This window comes from Rhodanobacter sp. Col0626, from assembly GCF_049994385.1.
Lineage (GTDB): Bacteria > Pseudomonadota > Gammaproteobacteria > Xanthomonadales > Rhodanobacteraceae > Rhodanobacter.
In genome coordinates this window covers 1,191,007-1,212,146 of record NZ_CP188260.1, presented here as the reverse complement: position 1 = coordinate 1,212,146, position 21,140 = coordinate 1,191,007, and the positions used below count along the sequence as shown (strand labels likewise).

The following is a 21,140-nucleotide window of genomic DNA, read 5'->3' as shown; positions in this document are numbered from 1 at the left end:
TTCCTGATTGACCCGTGGGTGGACAATGGCGCCATTGCCGGAGTCCATGCATGAACGCACCCACCCTTCCCGCCACCTCGTCCAGCCCTCTGCGACAGCGCGCACCGGGCTTGCTGCTGGCGGTGGCGATCGGCCTCCTGGCGTTGTTGCTGGGGCGCTGGCTGCCGCTGATCGGCGGTCCGGTCATCGGCATCGTGCTGGGCATCATCGTGCGCAACCTTTTGTCGCCGGGCGAGCGCTACACCCCGGGCATCGCGTTCACCGGCAAGAAAGTGTTGCAGTGGTCCATCATCGCGCTGGGCTTTGGGCTCAGCCTGAGCCAGGTGGCGAAGACCGGCCTGGAATCGCTGTCCGTCACCCTGGTGACGATGACCGTGGCGTTCCTCGCCGCGCGGCTGCTCGGCCGCTGGCTCGGCGTCCACGACAAGCTGAAGATCCTGATCGGCGTGGGCACCGCGATCTGCGGCGGCTCGGCGATCGCCGCGGTGACCCCGATCATCCGCCCGGACGACCACGACACCGCCTTCGCGATCTCCACCATCTTCTTGTTCAACCTGGTCGCGGTCCTGCTGTTTCCGTTGCTCGGCCACCTGATGCATCTCAGCGACCTCGGCTTCGGCCTGTGGGCCGGCACGGCGATCAACGATACCTCCTCGGTGGTTGCCGCCGGCTACAGTTTCAGCAAGGCCGCCGGCGACTACGCCACCATCGTCAAGCTGACCCGCGCCACCCTGATCATCCCGGTGTGCCTGGTGCTCGCCTTCGTCGTCGCCGCACGCGAAAAGCGCAAACACGCGCAGGACGGCAGCATTGGCCAGTTCCGCCTCGCCAGCATCTTCCCGTGGTTCATCCTGTGGTTTCTGGTCGCCTCGGCCGTCCGCACCGCCGGCCTGATTCCCATCGCCATCCAGCCGGCCCTGCACATGCTGGCCGAATTCCTGATCATCGTGGCGCTGACCGCGATCGGGCTTTCGGCCAACCTGCGCAAGATGGCTGCCAGCGGCGCACGACCGATCCTGCTGGGACTGGGCGTATGGATCGCGGTAGCGGTCAGCAGTCTGCTGGTGCAATGGGTGATCGGCCAACTTTGATGCCGTGGATCGCATGCATGGGAGCCCTTCGCGGTAGTTACTTCTGCCCGCCGGGCTGATCGTCCTCGATCGCGTCCGCAAACTTCTGCATCAACCGCACCAGCTCGTCGATGTCGTGCGCGCCCCATGTCTTGAAGATGGCGAGGCCCATGCGCTCGCGTGCGGCATCGACAAGATCGGTCATCGCCTTGCCCTTTGCGGTGATGACAGCCTCCCGCACGCGGCGGTCGGCGGCATTTGCGCGGCGCTCTACCAAGCCAAGGCTCTCGAGCTTGGCGACCTGACGGCTGACGGTGGTGTAGTCGCGCCCCACCCGATCAGCCATATCCACCACACCTATAGGGCCGAGACGCTCGATGCCTACCAGCAGCGGAAAGAGCGCCCGGTCGAGCCGGATACCCGCAGCCTTGATGAGCACCTCATCGCGCTGCGGGCGGTTCATTGCGCTGACGATGCTGATCAGCGCCCCGTGCAGGCTCCTCAGCCGGGCCGATATATGTGCATGTTGCACTTGTTTCTTTGATGGCATAGCATGCTCCTATTGAGTGCATATTACACCTATCGAGGTAGCCATGAAAAATGACTTTGCAGTTCAAGTGTTGATCTGTGGTGCCGGCGCAGCCGGCCTCACGCTCGCCATCGATCTGGCCCGGCGAGGTATCTCCTTTCGTTTGATCGAGAAAATGGAAGGTCCGTTCCAGGGCTCACGCGGCAAAGGTATCCAGCCGAGGACACAAGAGGTCTTCGAGGATCTCGGCATCATCAACCGCATCGTCGCGGTCGGTGGTCTTTATCCCCCGCAACGGGAGTACCGCGATGATGGCAGCTTCACCGAATCCCCGGTCATCGAACATGCGGATTCGACGCCCTCCGAGCCTTGCCACATACCTCTGCTGGTACCGCAGTTCCTGACCGAGCGGGTGATGCGCGAGCGTCTCCTTGAATGGGGGCATGTCGTGGAGTTCGGATGCGAACTGATCGGTTTGGCGCAGGACGACGACGGCGTAACGGCAACCCTTGGCAGCCAGGCCGGCGAGCAAGTCATTCGCGTGCGTTACCTCGTCGGTGCGGATGGCGGACGCAGCTTCGTGCGTCACGCGCTCGGGATCGGCTTTCCGGGCAAGACGCTTGGCATTCGTGCCGTAGTCGCCGATGTCGCCTTGACCGGACTCGGACGCGATGCCTGGCATCGCTTCAACGGAGGCTCGATGGATCGTCAGATGTCGTTGTGCCCGCTTGCGGGAACCGATTTGTTTCAGCTGCAGGCGCCAGTGCCGCTCGACGGCGACATCGACCTGTCGGCCGAAGGTCTCTGCGCGATGGTGGCCGGGCGCACGGGCCGTGACGATATCCGCATCGAATCCGTGTCCTGGGCGTCTGCCTTCAACATGAATGCACGGCTCGCTGACCGTTACCGTGTCGGCAGCGTATTCCTCGTCGGCGATGCCGCTCACGTTCACCCGCCCACTGGAGGCCAAGGTCTCAATACCAGTGTCCAGGATGCCTACAATCTGGGTTGGAAATTGGCCGCCGTCTGTACCGGCGCGCCGGACGCGCTGCTTGACAGTTATGAGGAGGAACGACGCCCCATCGCGGCGGACGTGCTCGGCCTCGCCTCCAGACTGCTCGACGCAGCGAGGCAGGGTGTGATGCGACGCGGCCGCGAGGTCCACCAGCTCGATCTCGGATACCCAGGGTCATCCCTCGCAATGCATGCTTCGGAAGACGCGCGTGGGCTGCTCGCGGGAGACCGTGCACCCGATGCACCGATCCTCGGCGCCGCCGGCCAGCCGACGCGTCTGTTTGATCTGTTCAAGGGAACGCAATGGACACTGCTGGCGTATGCGGTCGATGACAAACCGGTTCTGCCGCGCGCCGGGTTGCACATCCACAAACTGGGGGCGCTTGCCGATTACACAGATGAAGGCGGCCACTTCAGGGATGCTTACGATCTGACCGATGGCGGCTGGGTACTGGTGCGCCCCGACGGCTACGTGGGTGCGATCGGCGCATCCGGTGAAATCGGAGCGTTGGAGAACTATCTTCGGAAAGTCGGCCTGGCTGTGGGGGAACATCGTCATGCCTGTCCATCTGCGGATCTGGCGATGTCCCTGACCAAATGACGACCCAGCCAGGTCGCCGGCTACGTACGCTCGTGTCCCTATTTGCTCGACGAACCGGGCGCCGGCTGGTTGCGCAGCAATGACCGCTTGATGAAATCGTGCACCTCGTCCTTCGATACCAGACCGCGATGGCGCGTGTCGATGGCATCGAAGTTGGCGACGATGAAAGGTACGTGCCCGGCACGGGCTTCGTCCTTGCTGAGCAGGCTGTCGTGGTTTTTGTCAGCCGCGTCGAAATTCCTGTCCAGCATGCTGACGCTGTTGACGATACCGCCCAGACCGCTCTGGCCCAGCGCGGGCCACGGTGAGATCGCGCACGCCGCGATCACGAACAACACTGGCAATGTACGTGGCATAGCCTTCTCCTGTCGCTACGGTGGAATCGCTCATGCCGACGAGGGCACGCCTTGGCACGATAACCCACGAACGTTGTGCCAGATCACCGGCGGAGCGGGTCCGATCGGATTTCGCCCCGACGCATCGGGTCCGCTTACGCGCGGCCCTGCTCCACCAGCGTCAGCGCCACCTTGTCGCGCAAGTAGACCGGCAAGGCCAGTTCCGGCGCCTGTGCGCGACCCGCCTGGAATTCGCGCACGGCGAGTTCGGCGACGTGCACGGCCTGCGGGTAACGCACACCGTCGGCCGAATGCAGGGGGCCGGTGAGTCGTTCACACAGCACGGTGGCGTAGGTGGCCCAGCCGCTGCCGACCACCTGCCAGGCATCGGCGGGTGGCAGCAACAGTGTCTCGGCGGTGCAGATGCGTTCGTCGTCCAGTGCGATCAGGCCGCCGTTGTCGTCACGGCGATAGCAGGCGGCGTAGATCTCGCCCATGCGTGCGTCGATCACGGCGAGGATGGCGGTGCCTTCCTCTTCCGGCGCCTCCAGTGCCAACGCCGCGAGCGAGGAGATGGTGATCACCGGGAGATCCAGCGCCAGCGCCATGCCCTGCGCCAGCGACACGCCCAGGCGCACGCCGGTGAATGCGCCCGGGCCGCGGCCCACCGCGATCGCGTCCAGTGCGTGGCGGCCGATACCGGCTTCGGCCAGCAGTTCGTCGGCCATCGGCAGCACCAGTTCGGTATGCCGACGCGGCGCGATTTCGCTGCGGGCGATCAGTTCATCGCCGTGGATCAGGGCGACGGAGCAGGCTTCTGTGGCGGTTTCGATCGCGAGCAGGTTCATGATTTGCCCATGATAGCCGCTGGCGGCCCGGCCGATGTCGGTACGTACGCGTACCAGTCGATGCGGCGGGTCAGGTACATCATCAGCGCAACCATCGCCAGCAGCACCACGGCGCCGATCAAGAGCGCGTATTGCTCGGCTGCGATCAACCCGTACAGCATCGCGTAGATCAGCCCCAACACGCCACCCAGCAGCAGGCCGGCACGTCGCGCGCGCAACACCGCCATCGCGTAACCGCCCACGATCAACGCCACCGCGGCGGCGGCCAGCGCATACGCAGGGCCGAAACCGATCTGCTCGGACAACGCCAGCAGCACCACGTAGAACGTGGCCAATGCCGCACCGACCAGCAGGTATTGCACCGGATGCACGCGCAGCCGCTTGAGCACCTCGAACAGGAAGAACGCCACGAACGTCATCGCGATGAACAGCAGGCCGTATTTCCCCGCGCGCACGTTACGCTGGTACACGTCGACCGGCTGGTACAACTGCACGCCGAAGGTCGACGCCTGCAACGCCTTGTCCAGGCCATCGCCAGCATCGTCCCAACGCTGGCCGTAGTTGCGATTGAGATCGAGCTGATGCCAGTGCGCGCTGAAACCTCTTGCGTCCACCTGATGCTCCAGCGGCAGCGCGCCGCCGATGAAGCTGGGATCGCTCCATGGCGCACGCATCGCAACATCCGTGCTGCGTGCCAGTGGCAGCAGCTGCAGCGTTTCGGTACCGGCCAGCTTCAGGCTGATTTCCACGTCGATCGGTTGCCCGTCCAGCGCATCCAGATCGATCGGCACCACCACGTTCGGCCATGGGCCCAGCCGGTCGGCCGACGACTCGAAACGCGACTGCCGGCCATTGATACGCAGGTCGCTTACTTCCTGCAAGCCGCGCAGATCACCGATCGGCAGCCGTAGTTCCGCCTTGCTGCCTTGCCATTGCGTGTTGCTGGCGCGCCGATACTGGGCCAGATCCTGCGCGCGGAATTGGGCGTGGAGCTTCACCGTGGAAACGAACACCGGAACGCTGTAGATGCCGTAGCTGCGCGTCTGCACGGCCATGGCCACATCGACCTTCAGCTCGTCCGCCAGCATGCTTTCGCTACCGCCCTGCACTTGCGGCGGCTGGTTCGCGGCGACAACCACCTGGCGGATCGTCGGCACCGTCAGTACCGGTCCACCGAGCACCTGCTTGCCACCCCAGCCCTGCGCGATCTGCTTAACCGCCGCCTCGCGCAACTGCTGGCGCTCGCCGACCAGTCCGCTCACCTGCATCAACGGTATCGTCATCAACAACGCCAGCACGCCGATGCCCAGCACCTTGGCCGTCACTGTCTGTGTCCAACTGCCCATATCCTTACTCCCTTGATCCGAGATGGCATCAAAGCAGGCTTGACGGCGGCAACGCGGGCAAAGACGGCCTGACCGCCGGCAAAAAGTGGCATGCAGCTGACCGCAGCCAGAGCCTTGTCGCCGTCACGCGATCTCCGGGCGCGTTACGCTGGTCGCGCATGCCGTCCGTAGACGGCACACAGAAACGTGATCACCTCGCCACCATTTGCTCGGAGAACCCAGCACCGCGATACCACAACGACGCCTCGATCGGGTGCGTAGCCACCTTCGTTGCCATTCGCAACACGACCATTGTCATCTGCATGACGTTGAAGAACGCGCTCGCGTCCGCGGCCCGGCGAAGGGTGGGTATCGTATTTCGCGAGGTTCACCTGCCGAGGTCGGGCACGAGCCGGCAAGAGGCCGAATCCTGCCCGAGTCCGTCAGGCGGATCAGTTGGCCAGCGCCGCCTGTTCGATCAACGCAGCCACTTCGGCCGGGTGCGACACCATCACCACGTGCGACGCGCCCTTGATCACCACGGTCTTGCGCGAATGGGCGCGTTTCGCCATGAAGGCCTGGGCCGCCGGTGGAATGTTGAGATCCGCGCTGCCATAGACGAACCAGGAGGGGATGGTCTTCCACGCCGCCGACGTGCTCGCCTCATGCAGTGCTGCATCGGTGACGGGACGCTGACCGACCGCCATCAGCGACGCCTGCGCAGCGGGGACATCCGCGGCGAACTGGGCGTGGAACTTGCCCTGCTCGATATACAGGTCCTTGCCGCCATCGGCCAGTTCCACCGGCGGAGCCAGCGCCGAGCCGAGCGAGCTGCCCGGGAAGCGTCCAGACAGTTCGGCGGCGTTCTCGCCCACTTCAGGCGCAAACGCCGCCACGTAGACCAACGCCTTGACGTTGTCCCGACCCGTCGCTGCCTCGCTGATCACCGGGCCGCCATAGGAATGACCGACCAGCACCACCGGGCCATGGATGGACTTGAGCAAGGCGCTGACGGAAGCTGCATCGCCCTTGACGCTGCGCAGCTCATCGGCCGCCGCGATCACTGTGTAGCCCTTGTCGTGCAGACGACGAATCACGCCATTCCAGCTGGACGAATCGGCGAAGGCACCGTGCACCAGTACCACGGTCGGCTTCGGCGCCGGCGATTTCTGCGCCGAGGCAACGAGCGGCATGGCCAATGCGAAGGTGCCTAGCACCAGCCATCCGGCAAGAATGGCGGCAAGACGCTTGGATGAGAATTTCATGATCTTCCTTCCAACAGGGACAAGGGAGCGTCAGGCGAGCCTGGCGCGAGAGGTCAAACCAGGCTGATCGTCACTTCGATGTTGCCGCGCGTGGCGTGCGAATACGGGCAGGCCTGGTGTGCACCGTCGATCAACTGCTGCGCCTGCGCGCGATCCAGCCCCGGTAACGAAACCGACAAGGTCACGGCGAGTCCATACGCCGTATCGTTCTCCGTGCGCCCGAGCGACACGCTGGCGTCCACGGCGGTATCTGCCGGCAGCTTGATCTTCTGCGCCGCGCCGACGATCTGCATCGCGCCCATGAAGCAGGCCGAATAACCGACGCCGAACAACTGCTCCGGATTCGTCCCCGGCTTGCCCGAACCTGGCGAGCTGAGCGTGACGTCGAGCGCGCCATCACTGGATTTGCCCGTTCCGTCGCGACCACCCGTGGTGTGGGTATGCGCGGTGTACAGAATTTTCTCGAGTTGCCTGGCCATGCTGAATCCTCTTGCGGAATGGGAGAACCGAATCCACTCGCGACAGCCGGTCTCGCTTCACAACGAAGCAGTGGCCGCCGTACGGCAGATATGTTTGCAATGTCACGCAGCGCCAACCAGCCAGATCCCGGGCAACAGAGCGTCGACGCGAAAGACTCTTGACAGGCACGCCCCCGGATCGGCGCAACCCATCCAGCGCGATGCAGATGACACGCAGTGAATGACACCAAAGCTGCGACATCAGCTCCATTGCACGAAGGTATCGACCGATACCAAAGCATCATTCCCGCGAAAGGAAGTGAATCGTAGTCGCCGCAGAATCAGCGCCGGATGTCTTCCACCAGTTGCCCATCGGAAAGCTCGATCCAGCGCCCCACGTCGATCTCCGCCAGAAAGGCCGGGTCGTGGCTGACCACGACCAGCGCGCCCTCGTACGCGCGCAGCGCCTGCGCCAGCAGGTCGACGGAAGCGAGATCGAGGTTGTTGGTCGGCTCGTCCAGCAACAGCAGCTGCGGCGCTGGCGTGGCATGCAGGACGCAAGCCAGCACCGCGCGCAGGCGCTCGCCGCCGGACAGTGCGGTGGTCGGCAGATGCATGCGATCACCCTGGAACTGCAATCGGGCCAGCAGGTTCGCGCGCTCCTGCGCCGGCATGTCGGGTGCGGTGAACGCGAAGTTCTCCGCTACCGTGCGGGCGGGATCGAGCCGATCCAGTCGCTGCGACAGGTAGGCGACACGACCCGCGCCGCGCTGCACGCTGCCCGCGTCGGGCGGCAATTCGCCGGCGATCACACGCAGCAAACTGGACTTGCCCGCGCCGTTGGCACCGCGCAGCGCGATGCGTTGCGGCCCGTGGATGCTCAGCGCCAGCCCGTGCGGGCCGAACAGATCGCGACCGCCCTGCTCCACGCGCAGACCTTCGGCGGCGAACAGCACGCGGTCGGATGGCACTCGCGTGGCCGGCAGTGAAAGGTCCAGCGGCGCGGTCTCGCGCAGCGCCCGTGACGCATCGTGCAGGCGCGACCGCACCTGATCCACTCGCGCGGCGTGGGTCGCGTCCGTCTTCGCTGCCGTGGCCTGTGCCGCGCTCTTGCGATTGCCCGCCACGATCCGCGGCAAGCCGGCATCGGCCAGGCCGCGCGCGGCATTGCCTGCTCGCCGCGCGGCGCGTTCGCGTGACTGCTGCATCTCGCGCTGCTCGCGTTTCACTTCGCTGCGCAGGTTACGCACCTGCTGCTCGGCCGCGCGTTGCGCGGTTTCCAGCGCTTCGCGATAGAACGCGAAGCCGCCGCCATACAGCCGCAGCTCTGCCGGCATCAACTCGGCAATCTGATCCATCCGCTCCAGCAGTTCGCGATCGTGGCTGGCCACCAGCAGGCAACCCTTCCAATCCTGCAGCACCGAATAGAGGCGCTGACGTGCCGCCTGATCCAGGTTGTTGGTCGGCTCATCCAGCAACAACACATCCGGGTGTCGCAGCAGTTGCGCGGCCAGACCCAGCCACATCGCCTCGCCGCCACTGAACGTCGAGAGCCGACGTTCCAGCGCCACGTCGCCCAGCCCCAATCGGGCCAGCGTGCTCATGCTGCGCTCGCGCAGATCCCAGTCGCCATCGACGACATCGAAGTGCGCGGTGTTGGCATCGCCGGCGGCAATCGCCTCCAGCGCATGCAGCTTCGCCGCGATGCCCAGCACCTCGGCCACCGTGGCGTCGCCATCCATCGCCAGGCTCTGCGGCAGATAGCCGACGACGCCCGATACCTCGATCCGACCGGCCTGCGGTTGCAGTTCGCCAGCCAGCAGTTTCAGCAAGCTGCTCTTGCCCGCGCCATTGGGTGCAACCAGGCCGGTGCGAACCGCACCCAGCACGAAGGAAAGACCTTCCAGCACCGGCGTGCCGTCGGGCCATGAGAAAACGAGATTGGAAACGCGAATGCGCGGATCCGACATGCGGGAATCTCCCATAGTGCACAGCCGCCTTGGCGGACGCGGCCTGAAACCGGATGGCATGCCGTTGCGCGCATGTCATCGGGGGCTATGGATGAACCGTGTTGCTCACATGTGGATCGCGATCTCCTGCAGGGACACGCATTCTATGACGCCGACACTGTACGTAAGCTAGGCCGTCGGAAAATCCGTCGACGCACTCAACGCGCGCCAGCGCTCGAGCTCGTCCAGCTTGGCGCGATCAGCTTGCTCGATGATCTTCAGCGCGTCGCTGCCCAGCGGCAGGCGAAACGGCGGTTGTTCCAGCGAGGCCAGTTTGAGGATCGCCTGGGCGGCGCGCGCCGGATCGCCCGGCTGCTTGCCGTCGTAGGCACGTTGCGCCCGCGCGGTCGCGCCGACCACTGCATCGTATTCCGGACGCCCCTCGTTCAAGCGAGTCGACGCACCGGCGAAGTCGGTGCGAAAGCCTCCTGGCTCGACCACGCTGACACGCACACCGATCAGGGTCATCTCGCGCGCCAGCGATTCGGAGAAACCCTCGATCGCCCACTTGGCGGCCGAATAAGGCGCGCGTCCCGGCGCACCGATCCGTCCGCCCACCGACGAGAACTGGATGATGTGGCCGCTGCGCTGCTCGCGCATCAGCGGGATCGCCGCCTTGGTCATGATGATGGTGCCGAACAGGTTGGTGTCGATCTCGCGGCGAAAGTCTTCCAGCGTGGTGTCCTCCACCGAATCGACATTGCCGTAGCCGGCCACGTTGGCCAGCACGTCGAGTCCGCCGAAATCCTCCAGCGCCGTCGCCACGGCACGGCTGGCCGCTACCGGATCAGTCACGTCGAGTGCAACCAGCCGCACCGCGTCGCCATGACGCTGCTTCAAGTCGTCGAGCGTCGACAGATCGCGCGCGGTGGCGACCAGCCGATGTCCGGCCGCAAGCACCGCCTCGGCAAGCGCGCGGCCAATGCCGCGCGAGCTGCCGGTGATGAGCCATCGTTGTGACATGTCGATTCCTCCTCTGTGTTTTCCGATCAATAGCTGGCCTCAGCCGCCTCCCGTTCGTCCTGAGCGTAGGTGCGCAGCACCGAAGTCGAAGGGCATGCCGGTGCAGAACCGCCCATGCCCGGCGGCGCTTCGACTCCGCCCGTTGCGCAGGCTACGCTCAGCGGGAACGGACCGGGGTCAGAACGGACTGCGTCAGGGCGCCCAGCGTGTAAAGACGAGATCGTGGTTCTTCACCCGCGCCTGATGACAGGCAAAACAGGTTTGATGTTGCGCCTCGTCAGCCGGTTTGCCGTCGATGAAGCGGCCAAAACCCCAGCCGCCGCTCGCCGCGTACTTCTTCGAATCCTTCACCATGAACTGAACCGTGGTCGCCGCGCCGGGAATGGATGCCGGCTCGAACTCGGGCGACTGCGCGTGCTTCCACGCCAGCTTGGCCAACACCGTGCCATCCGGAAACGGCAGCGTGCCATCGCGATACGCCTTGATCGCGATGGCATTGCCCAACACCGCGCGAAGTTCGTTCAGCGGCGCCGCTTCCTGGGCGGGAGCGACCAACGGCCATTGCCGATAGCCGTCGGGAATGGTGACGCCGTAGATCGGCGATGCCGGTTTGGCGGCAGGGTCAGCATGGACAACCCAGGCCGCCGCCAGCGCACACGACAAAGCAGCGACAGTGCAGACGATGAAAAATGTCGGTTTCATTGGCGTGCTCTCTTGACCGAAACGCATTCTCGTAGGAGCCCGCTTGCGGGCGATGCTTTAGTGCAGGGATTCGGGATTCGCAGAAGCATCGCCCGCAAGCGGGCTCCTACAGGGTTTCGCGTCACAGGTGATCGGCGTCGATCACCGCCTGGGTGAATGCCTGCGGGGCTTCCTGCGGCAGGTTGTGGCCGATGCCGCCGCTGATCAGGCGGTATTCGTACTTGCCGGTGAAGCGCTTGCGGTAGGCCTCGGCGGGCGGGTGCGGCGCGCCGTTGGCGTCGCCTTCCATGGTGATGGTCGGCACACCGATCGTCGGGAACGCCGCCAGCTTCTTTTCCAGCGCGGCGTATTTCGCCTCGCCCTTGGCCAGATCCAGCCGCCAGCGATAGTTGTGGATCACGATCGCGACGTGGTCCGGGTTGTCCATCGCCACGGCACTGCGCTCGAAGGTGGCGTCGTCGAACTTCCACTGCGGCGAGGCGAGCTGCCAGATCAGTTTGGCGAAATCGTGGCGGTTCTTTTCGTAGCCGATACGGCCACGCTCGGTGGCGAAGTAATACTGGTACCACCATTGCAACTCGGCCTTGGGTGGCAGCGGTTGCTTGCCCGATTCCTGGCTGCCGATCAGGTAACCGCTCACCGATACCAGCGCCTTCACCCGCTGCGGCCACAGTGCCGCGACGATGTCGGCCGAGCGTGCACCCCAGTCAAAACCCGCCAGCTCGGCGCGCTGGATCTTCAGCGCGTCCATGAAGTCGATCACGTCCTGCGCCAGTGCCGCGGGCTCGGCGTTGCGCATGGTTTTCGCCGACAGGAAATGCGTGCCGCCATAGCCGCGTGCGTATGGCACCAGCACGCGATAACCCTTCGCCGCCAGCGCCGGGGCGACATCGGCGAATGCGTCGATGTCGTACGGCCAACCGTGCAGCAGGATCACCACCGGGCCATTGGCCGGACCCGTCTCGGCATAGGCCACGTCGAGCACGCCGGCCTTGACGTGTTTCAGCGGCCCCAGCGTCGTATGGCTCGCAGCAACCCGCGCGGGTACCGGCTGGATGGTCTGCGCATCGACCACGCCGGGCAGACCCAGTGGCGTCATCGCCAACGCGAGCAGCGAGGCACCGACGAGGCGGCGGCGGATCGGCTGGCTTGTTCCGTTCAACATGTTCACGTTCATTGCAATCTCCGTGACAGGCGCAGCGCCTGCGGTTCGGGTTCAAGTGATGAAACAGGAAGCGCTCAGTTCGCGGCACATCGCTGCTGGCGCGCACGCCAGGCCAGCAAGCCCGCCTGGATGATGAAAAACACGCCGCCACCGGTGGCGTAGACCGACAGCACCGCAAGCGACGGCTGCTCGCCGAAGGCGCGAATGCCATACGAGATGCCGACGAGGAACGACAGGCCGCCGGCAATCAGCATCGGCCATTGCTTGCCCAGTTCGCGTCCGCGCCGACGCAGGCCTAGCACCAGCTGCGCCGCGCCGGCGATCACCGCCCACGCGCCGAATACCGCCAGCGCCGCCGGCACGCCGAAGCTCCCGGCCACGCCCATGGCGATCGCGGCCAGCGTGCTCAGCACCGCATTGAACGCGGTGATCCGGCGTTCCGCATCGCGCGGCATGCTGCGGTAGTCGATCAGTGACGACACCGCGTCGATCAGCGGATAGATCACCAACAGCGTGATCGCCAGCGCATCGAGCGGGTCATGTCCCTTGGCAAACGCTGCCGCCCACAGCACGGCCAGCACGCCGCGGATCAGGTACAGCCGCAACAGCGAGGAACGGTTCGCCGAACGCAGGCGCGTTGGCGTGGCGAGGATGCTGCGGTTCGCGGTGGTGGTGGTCATGGTTCGCTCCATGGCGATGGAAAGAGTCGGCCCGCGCGCTTGCATGCCGCGCCGGCCGTCGTCGTCAGCCGGCCGGCTTGGCCGTCACGCTCGCGGCGTCCTTGCGCAGCGGGCGGAACGCCTCGCGCAATTCCTCGCTGAACTCCTGCGGCTGCTCCCACGCGGCGAAGTGACCACCCTTGGCCGCTTCGTGGAAGTAGTAGAGCGAGGGATAAGCCAGCTTGGTCCAGCTCTTCGGCGCGCGATAGATCTCGCCGGGAAACACCGTCACCGCCACCGGGACCTTGATGGTGGCGGTCTTCTGTGCTTCGGCGCTGAAGTTGTTGTTGTTGTTTTCCCAGTAGAAGCGCGACGACGCGGCACCGGTGTTGGTGACCCAGTACAAGGTCAGGTCGTCGAGGATCTGGTCGCGAGTGAGCACGCGCTCGGGGTGGCCGTCGCTGTCGGTCCACTCGGCAATCTTCTCGTAGGTAAACGCCGCCAGGGCGGCCGGCGAATCGGACAGCAAATAGCCGGTCGTCTGCGGGCGGGTCACCATCATCGCGCCGTACGCCGCGTTGCGGCCGAAGAACGTGCTCAGCTGGTTGTACGCGCGCCGTTCGTCGGCAGAGAGATTCGTCGGCGCCGGCGCGCCGGTATTGATGCCCGTCACCAGGTTCGCCGGTATCGTCGCCGGCATGTTGAGGTGGACGCCGAGCAACCCCTGCGGCGCGTGACGCGCCAGTGCATCGGAAATCACCGAGCCGTGGTCACCACCCTGCGACACGTAATGCGTGTAGCCCAGCCGCTTCATCAGCACGTCCCACGCCTTCGCCACCCGGTCGGGATTCCAGCCCAGCTCGGTCGGCTTGCCCGAGAAGCCGTAGCCGGGGATCGCCGGAATCACCACGTCGAACGCATCTTCCGCACGACCACCGTAGGCCACCGGATTGGTCAGCGGCCCGATCGTCCTGATGAACTCCAGCGGCGAACCCGGCCAGCCATGGGTGAGGATCAGCGGCATGGCGTTCCGTTCGCGCGAACGCACATGGATGAACTGGATATCGATACCGTCGATCGTGGTGACGAACTCCGGCAGCGCGTTCAAGGTCTTCTCCACCTTGCGCCAGTCGTAACCGTTGCCCCAATACTTCAGCAGCGCCTGCATCGTCGCCAGCTGCACGCCTTGCGAGGTGTCGCTCACGGTCTCCTTGTCGGGCCAGCGCGTATCGGCAATTCGCTTGCGCAGATCAGCCAGCTCGGATTCGGGTACATGGATCTTGAACGGACGAATGCTCTCGTCACCCTTGCCGGAAGTCCGCTCCGCGCCGGTGACCGAGGCGGCTTGGGCGAAATGGCACGGCACCGACAAGGCGATCGCACTGGCCATGACCAGGAACGAGGCGACGAACGGACGCCGGCGAGACAGCGCAGGGAATGCTGAAGACATGACCGATCTCCGGGAACGGGGAGCACCGCAGCGCACGATGCGTAGCGGTGAGCTGCCAAGGGCAACTCGCAGAACCGATCACACCAGAAGACCCGGAGACGCACGATTGCACGATGGTGTCGGTCGATACCTTGGTATCGGTGGCTGTGCGCTCTTCTCCCCTTCCATGAGGCTGCAGCGAGCTGGCCAAGCTTCAGCGCCCTATCGCCGGAGCTATCGGCATCCGCCGCGAATATCCCGACCGGATCCGCGTCGGCATCGCCAAAACCCTCGCTATGCCGGCGCCTCGTTCATCCGTTGCCTGTAGGAGCGACTTCAGTCGCGATGCTCTTGCTTGTCCTTGCATCCGGACTTACCGAGGCTTTCAGAGCAAGAGCTTTCGTGCGCCTGCGGCGCCCGAGTTACTTATCTCTTGCGTGGCCAAGAGATAAGTAACCAAAAGAGAAGGCCACCCCGCTTGGCGCTTGCCGGGCATCGGGCAACCGCTCCTGCGTTGCCTCAACTCGGGCATCCATGCCCTCGCCGTGGCCCGCACTCAGTGCGCAACCGCGTTGCGGTTGCGAGAGCTAAAGGTTCCTGGCGTTGGATGGATATTCGCTCGGCGCATGTGTCTGCTATCGGCCAAGAGCGGTCATTCGCGGATGTGTGTTTAGGCGGAGACCATTGTGAGGGTCTGCTCTGACATCGATTGCACGCTTTCAACTCCTACCGAACGCCAGTTCAAGCTAAGCTAGAAGCCATTTACTAAGTGTCTACCGAAACCGAGCAACCTCACATCGACTCGGACCTAAGACCTGTCAAAAAGATCATCGACACCGTCCGACACGATCACCTCCGACAGTCGAGAGGAAGTATGTCCATCAGAGGAGTCTTCATAGTCATCATTCCCATGATATCGCTCCAGCGCGGCATCAACGTCATACTTATCTAGCAAATCACGAGCACGACCGTCATCGTTCGGGTGTACATCCAGAGACTCGAAACGTTGTTGAACAGCATCGCGAAGCGCATCCATTGCGCCAATGTTATCGTACGGCGAAATCCCCCTCAAGACGTCCGATACTTCAAAAAAGTCGTCGAAATTGTTCGATGCGATTTCAAAAACCTGCGCTTCGAACAAGTCCAGAAGAGTTCCGCGATTGGAATAGCTGTCGCTGACTTGGTACAAAAGTTTAGCCATCGCCTGAATCTCTTCGTCAGTCAATACGTTCGGTATCGTGACCTTTGAGTAAGATTCAATCTTATCGTCTCCGACCTCACCCCGCTGGTGCGCGGCTGCCAGGATATTAATCGTATCGGCGCTCGCACCTTCCGGATCGGAGCATGCGAAGGCTACGCATGCCTTGTACGCAGAGCTCACGAAAATATTAGCCTGACGGGTGTAGTTGCTTAGTACTACGAGGCTAGCGATGAAGGACGCCTTACACCCGAGGAACCTAGAGTCCACGATATCAAGCATTGCGCTCTCGCAAACTTGATTGACTAAAGTGCGCCCGGCCAAATCGTTGCTTAGCATTCCTCTCATTGTCCCGATCACAGAGTCGCTGGCAAGCGCGACCACACTTTGCCGAAGAAGGTGCTTGTCAGACTTCAATCGCTGAAGCAGGAAATCGCCCACAGATGGATTGAAGACGCTGATTGATCGATGGCTCGCATCCAAGAGGAGGCGGTTTAGCATTGCCCCTGTCATCAATCTGAGCGCAGCGTAAAAGTCGCGCGTTCCGCTCATCTGAGAATTATCTGGAAGCGATATAAACCGCTGATACGCATCATTTAGCAACGTCTCGCGAACCGGTCGACCGTTCATCACTACCAACGTGACGAGGGCTCGGCCAAAATCATCGGCCTGGTTGTTGAACGGCAGCTCCCAGACGTCTGCTGGGTTGTTCGTGGAACGAAGAATGTGGTCCCAGTACTCCGAAGCTGGGACCTCCCCCAGTCGATCGGGATCAGTCATGAAGGCGATCAGACGTGGGTTAAAATTCTTATGCTCGATGACCTGACGGTAACGCTTGTCGATGTAGAGCTGATCTATGTACTCCACCGCCAACCCTGAATGCCAGATCCGGTTGTAAAGAATTGCAGCTTTATCCATTTCACTCAAGGCTTCGATCTCTACTTCGAATTCGTTCTTCTGAACATTCACATCCTTAAGTTTCTCGAAGATCGACTTACCCTTGTTTAGAACGCTACTGCGTGACGTAAGGACGAATAGCTTGTCTTTCGACTTTCTAACCATGCTAATAAATCGCGCGATATGGCTCCCCTCGTGACCAGAGACAGCCTGGAGGTAGTTCTCGCCTAGAAAATCGTCGAAGTAGAAGATCTGTTTACGCCCTTGGTTGAACACCGCCTCACCTTCTTCAATGGCGTCCGCGATTTGCACGAAATCATAGCCTTCGGCTACATAGTGTAGTACTAGGTGATTTGCCAGTGTGGTCTTGCCCACGCCAGGAGCGCCTGTGATGATGGCAACTCTCATACCATCAAGCTTATCGAGAGCTGCCCAGTGCGACGTCGTTGGAATGTACGTATGCGCGCTGGCTTTGATCTCTTCTAAGTGAAATCGACTTCTCGCCTCAACGGCGTTATTGAGGATGCTAAAGAGCATATTGCTGCTCTGTAGCCACAATTTGTAATGACGCCGCTCCACGTCGGGGTGCTCGGAGATCAACTGATTTAAGCCCTCCCTGCCAAGAATGTCTGACGGGGAGGAGATATACGGGGCAAGCAGCGAAGAAATCTGCTGCTTTTGCGGTGGTGACAGCGGATACGAGACGGCGAGTATGTAGCGCTTCGGCGCAAGCCGTTTGATTTTCGGGAGTTCCGTCTCGTACATGTACTTTAAGAATTTGGAGAACGGTGTATTGAGCCAATGCTTGCATTGGACCACCATCATATCCCCGCCTATAAAGAAGCGGCCGTCTATGCCGCCGTCCTTCCCGGGCTTGAACCGCTCAATCGTCACTCCGAATGCTCGGCCGAGCAGATCGACGCATAGAGCTTCGAACTCTTTGTCATTGAGGGTACTGAAGTCGTAATCAGACACGTGGATTCCTTGAAGGATGTCGAACACTGACGCGGCAACATACCGTGCGCCATGCGCGGATGGTTACAACATGCCGTCCAGCGAAGCGCAACTAATTGTTTCGTCCCGACATCCGTCAGTCTGGCGAGCATCAGTGATAAGTGGCCAATAGCAATGTTCGCTTGGGTCGACTTGTGACTGTCGCTGATCGGCCAGTAGCGCTCCGCCTTCTGAGTAACGCACTGCTTGAGGTCGGTGAGTTCATGCTGCCGCTTTTCCCTCCGCGGCGCTTTTGGCCCGCTTCTCGAAATCATCGATCCACGCTCGCAGTGCGGTGGCGTCGGCGATGATCTCGTCGGGATCGGGCAAGTGGGTGGGCGTTTCGTCCGGCTGGGAGTGCTCAAAGGCAGAGTACTTCGACATCAAATCGTCTATGAAGATGCAATCCGCAGGTTCGATGGCCACCAGCTTCTTGAGCAACCCCATTGTTTTGATCTCACGGCGGAAGCGCCCAACGATATTCGCGCACAAGTGAATTTCCACTGTGCGCTCCACCAGGATGCGGAATGTGCTGCAGGCGTCCTTCAATGCCATCCGTTTAAACTTTGGTTCCAGTTTCTTAGCGGAACCCATCTCACTGACGAGCTGGCCTAGCCCCGGCTTGGGCTTCAGCGAGAACGTGTCTACCGAGGAAGGCACGCCCGTCTGCTGCCCTTCCCGACCGATCGCGATGACCTTGCAGCGGACCTTCGAACCCTTCTCGACGCGCTTCTCGTGCGCGTCTTGCAACAGGGCCATGAGCGACAGCCGATGGGTGAACACGATGACTTGACGGCCCTCTGCAAGCTCGGCGATCCGCAAGGCCACCGCCTCCTCGAACTGCTGGTCCAGCGATGAGATAGGGTCGTCGAACACGATAGGGATGGAACGAACGTTACCGGTTGCATCGGCCAAGAAGGCGGCCAAGGCAATAAGCCGCTGCTCGCCCTCGCTCAACACCTCGCGTTTGTGGACATCCTGTTTGGGAGCGAGCAGTTCCGCGCAGAACGTGAATCGACCTTTCCCTTGGGACTTGTGGTTCATTACCACGGGCAAGCCTTTGCCGCCCAACTTCAGCATCTCGGCATTAAAGCGATCGCAGAACCCTTGGGCCAACTCTGCGCTGGCGATCTCGTTGTTCTTCGACGTGAGCGTGTTCGTCGCCGTCAAACGGATGGCCGTCTCAAGCCTCGCGACCACGGTCAGGCGTTTGACCTCGGCCTTGATGGCGGAAACGTTTGCAGCCAGCCACTCCTTGCCCCGCAGCTCGAACAGCCGCTTCTGACTGGTATCCCTGCCTTCCACGTCAATCAACCCAGCAAGCTGATCGCGTTCCAGCTCCAGACCTGCGGCCCGTTTGTCATACGCGGCGTGCCAAACCGACCAATCCACGCTGGGGATGTTCGCCACGTCGGAAGCCGTTTTCAAAGCACTAATTCGCGCGTCCACGGCCGCTCGCAGTGATTCGCCAGCCTCCACGTCCAAGCCAATGGCTTGGCTCACGGTGACCCACACCTGATCATCGGGTGTGACTGGCAATATGTTGACCAGGTTACTGACGTACGTTTCGGCGGCCGCTGCGTCGGCTTGAAGTTTGTTCTGAATAAACTCAGAGAACCCGAGCATGCGCGCTTTGGCGTCGGTGTCGAGTTCCTGTTGGCACAGCACGCACCTCGCCCCTTCGTCGACGTTCGGGTGTTCGTGATCCGGGTAGGCCGAGGTCTTTGAATACGCTTCTGCAGCCGCCCACAAGCGGCGCCAAACCTCTTCTCCAACGCCTTTCAGCGGCACCTCATTGAATAGCGCGGTGGCGTGCGCGCCAGCCGCCATTCGCTTGTGGATGGCCTTTACTCGAGCAGCGATGATTGCGTTGGCTGGATCGGCGGAGGTGGCTCCTTCTCGATCCAGCGCCGATTGCTTGATCTTGGCGAGCTGCTCCAACTGTTTGACCACCTTGGTATGAAGCTCGGCCGGGTTGGCCTGTGCCAAGGCCGCTTCCAAGGTGACTCGTTCCATGCGCTCCTGGTCGGACACGCTGCAAGCGGCGTCAATGGCCGCGTCTTGGGTATTAGGCTTAAGAAGCCTCCGAAGCGTCTCAGCCGCCGGCGATTGGGACAAGTCCGCATTGATTTGCGGCAGCTGTTTCACCAGCAGATCCGCTCGCTTGCGCAATTTGGTGCCGACGCGATCGGAGATTTCGATGAGACGCCCCATGAACACCATGGACCGAGGCATGTGCGTAGCTGATGTCGCGTTATCGCCGAACTCCACGGATGTCACTGTGTCGAATACCGGGATCGCTTTCAGCTCAGGCAAAGGCCCATTCGCCAGATCCCACGCCAATTCGGAGGCTTCAACCGCTGCCCCGTTTTCACCAATTGCCCTGATTTCCACAGTTGCAGTGGGTTTCTCGGTGGCGCCCAAAAAGACGTTGCCATGCATCGGACCGGCCAAGCGCGCCCCACACAAATGTTTGGTCAAACGTGAGTAGCCGGATTTGCCGGACCCGTTGGGGCCATACACGACCGCCAAGTCCGCGTCCTTCAACTCGAGCTGGGCTTGATCGCCCAACGCATTGACACCGCAGATATCGAACAGACGTTCCAGTCGCAGTCCTGCGCGCCCCGGAGTGCCGGCGATGGCGCCGGACTCCAGAAGAGCGGAATCCTGGCTCAACGCCTTTGCGGCTTCTTGCAGGCAGTGATCCGCCAATGCGTCGATGCCTGCCTCGTCCGGCATGTGCCGGTAGGTGATCAGATCATGCGCGGCAGCCCGCAACCAACTGGGCCTGCTGTTTAACCACGCCTCGATCTCAATCGGCGCGGAGCCTTCCTCTTGGCTCGTCATCTCTCCTTCCCCCCGAAGAAGTTTTCAGGCTCATGGGTTAAAAGCCTGCCACGGGATGTTATCACCAGACTGCCTCGTTCCTTTCGGGACTTCCCTACCGGTTTATTCGGATCCGGCGCGCCTTACGTCGAGACCAAAAAGGCTCATCATGCTCGCCCTTTGGCGGTAAGTCGGAGTTGACCGTGGACGACTCGCTGGATCGAGCGAAACTGCGCTGAAAATCGGAAGCGGCACTCTTCGGATGTCCGCTTTGGGTCGAAAGCAGGCGGCGCGAGCCGTTCGAATCTGCGGGGTTTCGGTTGGCTGCAAGCTGGCTCTGTACCGGCCCGGATAGACAGAATGCAAGACTTCTTTCAATCGTGGCTACTCCGTGCGTCGCTACGCTTCTTCACGTGCATGGCGTAAGGGAAGCGACTGCCAACTGCGCGAGGCGTAGGCGGCGTGGTTTGGGCTCTTCTGAAAAATGCGGGCCAGGATGGCCTGCTGCTCTAACCGGGGCCCCTCTGCAGCGGCGGGCGGGCGAAGGAAAGCCCGCATGGTGGCCGGCAGGGATGCCGGCCAGTTTGTCGACAGTCCATGGTGAGGACATGGATGTCCGAGTTGAGGCAACGCAGGAGCAGTTGCCCGATGGACTGTCGACAAACCCCGTAGCCCGCACGCGGACCTTGCGGACAGGCGAGGGCATGGATGCCCGAGTTGAGGCAACGAAGGAACAGTTGCCCGATGTCCGCAAGGCGCGGAAGCGGGGTGGCCTTCTCTTTGGTTCCTTTCTCTTGGCCACTCAAGAGAAAGGGACTCGCCCTCCGCAAGGAGGACGAAAGCTCTTGCTCTTG

General features: G+C 62.4%; 16 protein-coding genes. 2 read left to right on the top strand and 14 right to left on the bottom strand.

The features are described 5' to 3' along the window. Positions 1 to 50 precede the first annotated feature (50 nt). A complete protein-coding gene (locus tag ACPPVV_RS04870; RefSeq protein WP_426702348.1) occupies positions 51 to 1,091 on the top strand; it encodes a YeiH family protein in 1,041 nt (346 codons plus the stop codon). Positions 1,092 to 1,128: 37 nt separating this feature from the next. On the opposite strand, the gene ACPPVV_RS04865 is transcribed toward ACPPVV_RS04870, so the two are convergent. After that, entirely contained in the window at positions 1,129 to 1,620 is a 492-nt protein-coding gene (locus tag ACPPVV_RS04865; RefSeq protein WP_426702347.1) for a MarR family winged helix-turn-helix transcriptional regulator, read from the bottom strand. A gap of 43 nt (positions 1,621 to 1,663) precedes the next feature. Here ACPPVV_RS04865 and ACPPVV_RS04860 point away from each other — a divergent pair, with 43 nt between their 5' ends. Next, on the top strand, positions 1,664 to 3,214 hold the full coding sequence (locus tag ACPPVV_RS04860; RefSeq protein WP_426702346.1) for an FAD-dependent oxidoreductase: 1,551 nt from the start codon (positions 1,664 to 1,666) through the stop codon (positions 3,212 to 3,214). Positions 3,215 to 3,252: 38 nt separating this feature from the next. Here ACPPVV_RS04860 and ACPPVV_RS04855 read toward each other — a convergent pair whose 3' ends face one another. The 13 genes from ACPPVV_RS04855 to ACPPVV_RS04795 form a co-directional block, all read right to left on the bottom strand. Continuing rightward, positions 3,253 to 3,570, bottom strand: a complete 318-nt coding sequence (locus tag ACPPVV_RS04855; RefSeq protein WP_426702345.1) for an EF-hand domain-containing protein — start codon at positions 3,568 to 3,570, stop codon at positions 3,253 to 3,255. A 134-nt stretch (positions 3,571 to 3,704) separates the two neighbouring features. Next, positions 3,705 to 4,397, bottom strand: a complete 693-nt coding sequence (gene tsaB, locus ACPPVV_RS04850) for a tRNA (adenosine(37)-N6)-threonylcarbamoyltransferase complex dimerization subunit type 1 TsaB (RefSeq protein ID WP_426702344.1) — start codon at positions 4,395 to 4,397, stop codon at positions 3,705 to 3,707. Beyond that, the gene (creD, locus tag ACPPVV_RS04845; protein WP_426702343.1) at positions 4,394 to 5,743 is read right to left on the bottom strand and encodes a cell envelope integrity protein CreD; all 1,350 of its coding nucleotides are present in this window, start codon (positions 5,741 to 5,743) and stop codon (positions 4,394 to 4,396) included. The genes tsaB and creD overlap by 4 nt, the downstream gene beginning before the upstream one ends. Positions 5,744 to 6,174: 431 nt before the next feature. Then, positions 6,175 to 6,987 carry an alpha/beta fold hydrolase gene (locus ACPPVV_RS04840; protein WP_426702342.1) on the bottom strand — a complete coding sequence of 271 codons (813 nt, stop codon included), beginning with the start codon at positions 6,985 to 6,987 and terminating at the stop codon, positions 6,175 to 6,177. Positions 6,988 to 7,040: 53 nt separating this feature from the next. After that, positions 7,041 to 7,466 (bottom strand): organic hydroperoxide resistance protein, encoded by a 426-nt coding sequence (locus ACPPVV_RS04835; RefSeq protein WP_426702341.1) that lies wholly within the window; start codon positions 7,464 to 7,466, stop codon positions 7,041 to 7,043. Between the two features lie 320 nt (positions 7,467 to 7,786). Beyond that, complete coding sequence (locus ACPPVV_RS04830; protein ID WP_426702340.1) at positions 7,787 to 9,415, bottom strand: ABC-F family ATP-binding cassette domain-containing protein; 1,629 nt, start codon at positions 9,413 to 9,415, stop codon at positions 7,787 to 7,789. Between the two features lie 168 nt (positions 9,416 to 9,583). Further along, positions 9,584 to 10,417: an oxidoreductase gene (locus ACPPVV_RS04825; protein ID WP_426702339.1), complete on the bottom strand. Its 834-nt coding sequence runs from the start codon at positions 10,415 to 10,417 to the stop codon at positions 9,584 to 9,586. 192 nt (positions 10,418 to 10,609) lie between these two features. Further along, on the bottom strand, positions 10,610 to 11,119 hold the full coding sequence (locus tag ACPPVV_RS04820) for a cytochrome P460 family protein (protein ID WP_426702338.1): 510 nt from the start codon (positions 11,117 to 11,119) through the stop codon (positions 10,610 to 10,612). A 121-nt stretch (positions 11,120 to 11,240) separates the two neighbouring features. Continuing rightward, complete coding sequence (locus tag ACPPVV_RS04815; protein WP_426702337.1) at positions 11,241 to 12,296, bottom strand: alpha/beta fold hydrolase; 1,056 nt, start codon at positions 12,294 to 12,296, stop codon at positions 11,241 to 11,243. 62 nt (positions 12,297 to 12,358) lie between these two features. After that, the gene (locus ACPPVV_RS04810) at positions 12,359 to 12,964 is read right to left on the bottom strand and encodes a DUF308 domain-containing protein (RefSeq protein ID WP_426702336.1); all 606 of its coding nucleotides are present in this window, start codon (positions 12,962 to 12,964) and stop codon (positions 12,359 to 12,361) included. A 64-nt stretch (positions 12,965 to 13,028) separates the two neighbouring features. Further along, positions 13,029 to 14,393, bottom strand: a complete 1,365-nt coding sequence (locus tag ACPPVV_RS04805; protein ID WP_426702335.1) for an epoxide hydrolase family protein — start codon at positions 14,391 to 14,393, stop codon at positions 13,029 to 13,031. A gap of 787 nt (positions 14,394 to 15,180) precedes the next feature. Next, on the bottom strand, positions 15,181 to 17,442 hold the full coding sequence (locus ACPPVV_RS04800; protein WP_426702334.1) for a restriction endonuclease: 2,262 nt from the start codon (positions 17,440 to 17,442) through the stop codon (positions 15,181 to 15,183). 240 nt (positions 17,443 to 17,682) lie between these two features. Further along, positions 17,683 to 20,307, bottom strand: a complete 2,625-nt coding sequence (locus ACPPVV_RS04795) for an AAA family ATPase (RefSeq protein ID WP_426702333.1) — start codon at positions 20,305 to 20,307, stop codon at positions 17,683 to 17,685. Between the last annotated feature and the right edge of the window lie 833 nt (positions 20,308 to 21,140).

Excerpts from the sequence above, each read along its gene's own strand:
- ACPPVV_RS04830 (WP_426702340.1), bottom strand. The coding sequence starts at position 9,415 with ATGTCGGATCCGCGCATTCGCGTTTCCAATCTCGTTTTCTCATGGCCC.
- creD (WP_426702343.1), bottom strand. The coding sequence starts at position 5,743 with ATGGGCAGTTGGACACAGACAGTGACGGCCAAGGTGCTGGGCATCGGC.
- ACPPVV_RS04865 (WP_426702347.1), bottom strand. The coding sequence starts at position 1,620 with ATGCCATCAAAGAAACAAGTGCAACATGCACATATATCGGCCCGGCTG.
- ACPPVV_RS04840 (WP_426702342.1), bottom strand. The coding sequence starts at position 6,987 with ATGAAATTCTCATCCAAGCGTCTTGCCGCCATTCTTGCCGGATGGCTG.
- ACPPVV_RS04825 (WP_426702339.1), bottom strand. The coding sequence starts at position 10,417 with ATGTCACAACGATGGCTCATCACCGGCAGCTCGCGCGGCATTGGCCGC.
- tsaB (WP_426702344.1), bottom strand. The coding sequence starts at position 4,397 with ATGAACCTGCTCGCGATCGAAACCGCCACAGAAGCCTGCTCCGTCGCC.
- ACPPVV_RS04805 (WP_426702335.1), bottom strand. The coding sequence starts at position 14,393 with ATGTCTTCAGCATTCCCTGCGCTGTCTCGCCGGCGTCCGTTCGTCGCC.
- ACPPVV_RS04795 (WP_426702333.1), bottom strand. The coding sequence starts at position 20,307 with ATGACGAGCCAAGAGGAAGGCTCCGCGCCGATTGAGATCGAGGCGTGG.
- ACPPVV_RS04860 (WP_426702346.1), top strand. The coding sequence starts at position 1,664 with ATGAAAAATGACTTTGCAGTTCAAGTGTTGATCTGTGGTGCCGGCGCA.
- ACPPVV_RS04820 (WP_426702338.1), bottom strand. The coding sequence starts at position 11,119 with ATGAAACCGACATTTTTCATCGTCTGCACTGTCGCTGCTTTGTCGTGT.
- ACPPVV_RS04870 (WP_426702348.1), top strand. The coding sequence starts at position 51 with ATGAACGCACCCACCCTTCCCGCCACCTCGTCCAGCCCTCTGCGACAG.
- ACPPVV_RS04855 (WP_426702345.1), bottom strand. The coding sequence starts at position 3,570 with ATGCCACGTACATTGCCAGTGTTGTTCGTGATCGCGGCGTGCGCGATC.
- ACPPVV_RS04835 (WP_426702341.1), bottom strand. The coding sequence starts at position 7,466 with ATGGCCAGGCAACTCGAGAAAATTCTGTACACCGCGCATACCCACACC.
- ACPPVV_RS04810 (WP_426702336.1), bottom strand. The coding sequence starts at position 12,964 with ATGACCACCACCACCGCGAACCGCAGCATCCTCGCCACGCCAACGCGC.
- ACPPVV_RS04815 (WP_426702337.1), bottom strand. The coding sequence starts at position 12,296 with ATGAACGTGAACATGTTGAACGGAACAAGCCAGCCGATCCGCCGCCGC.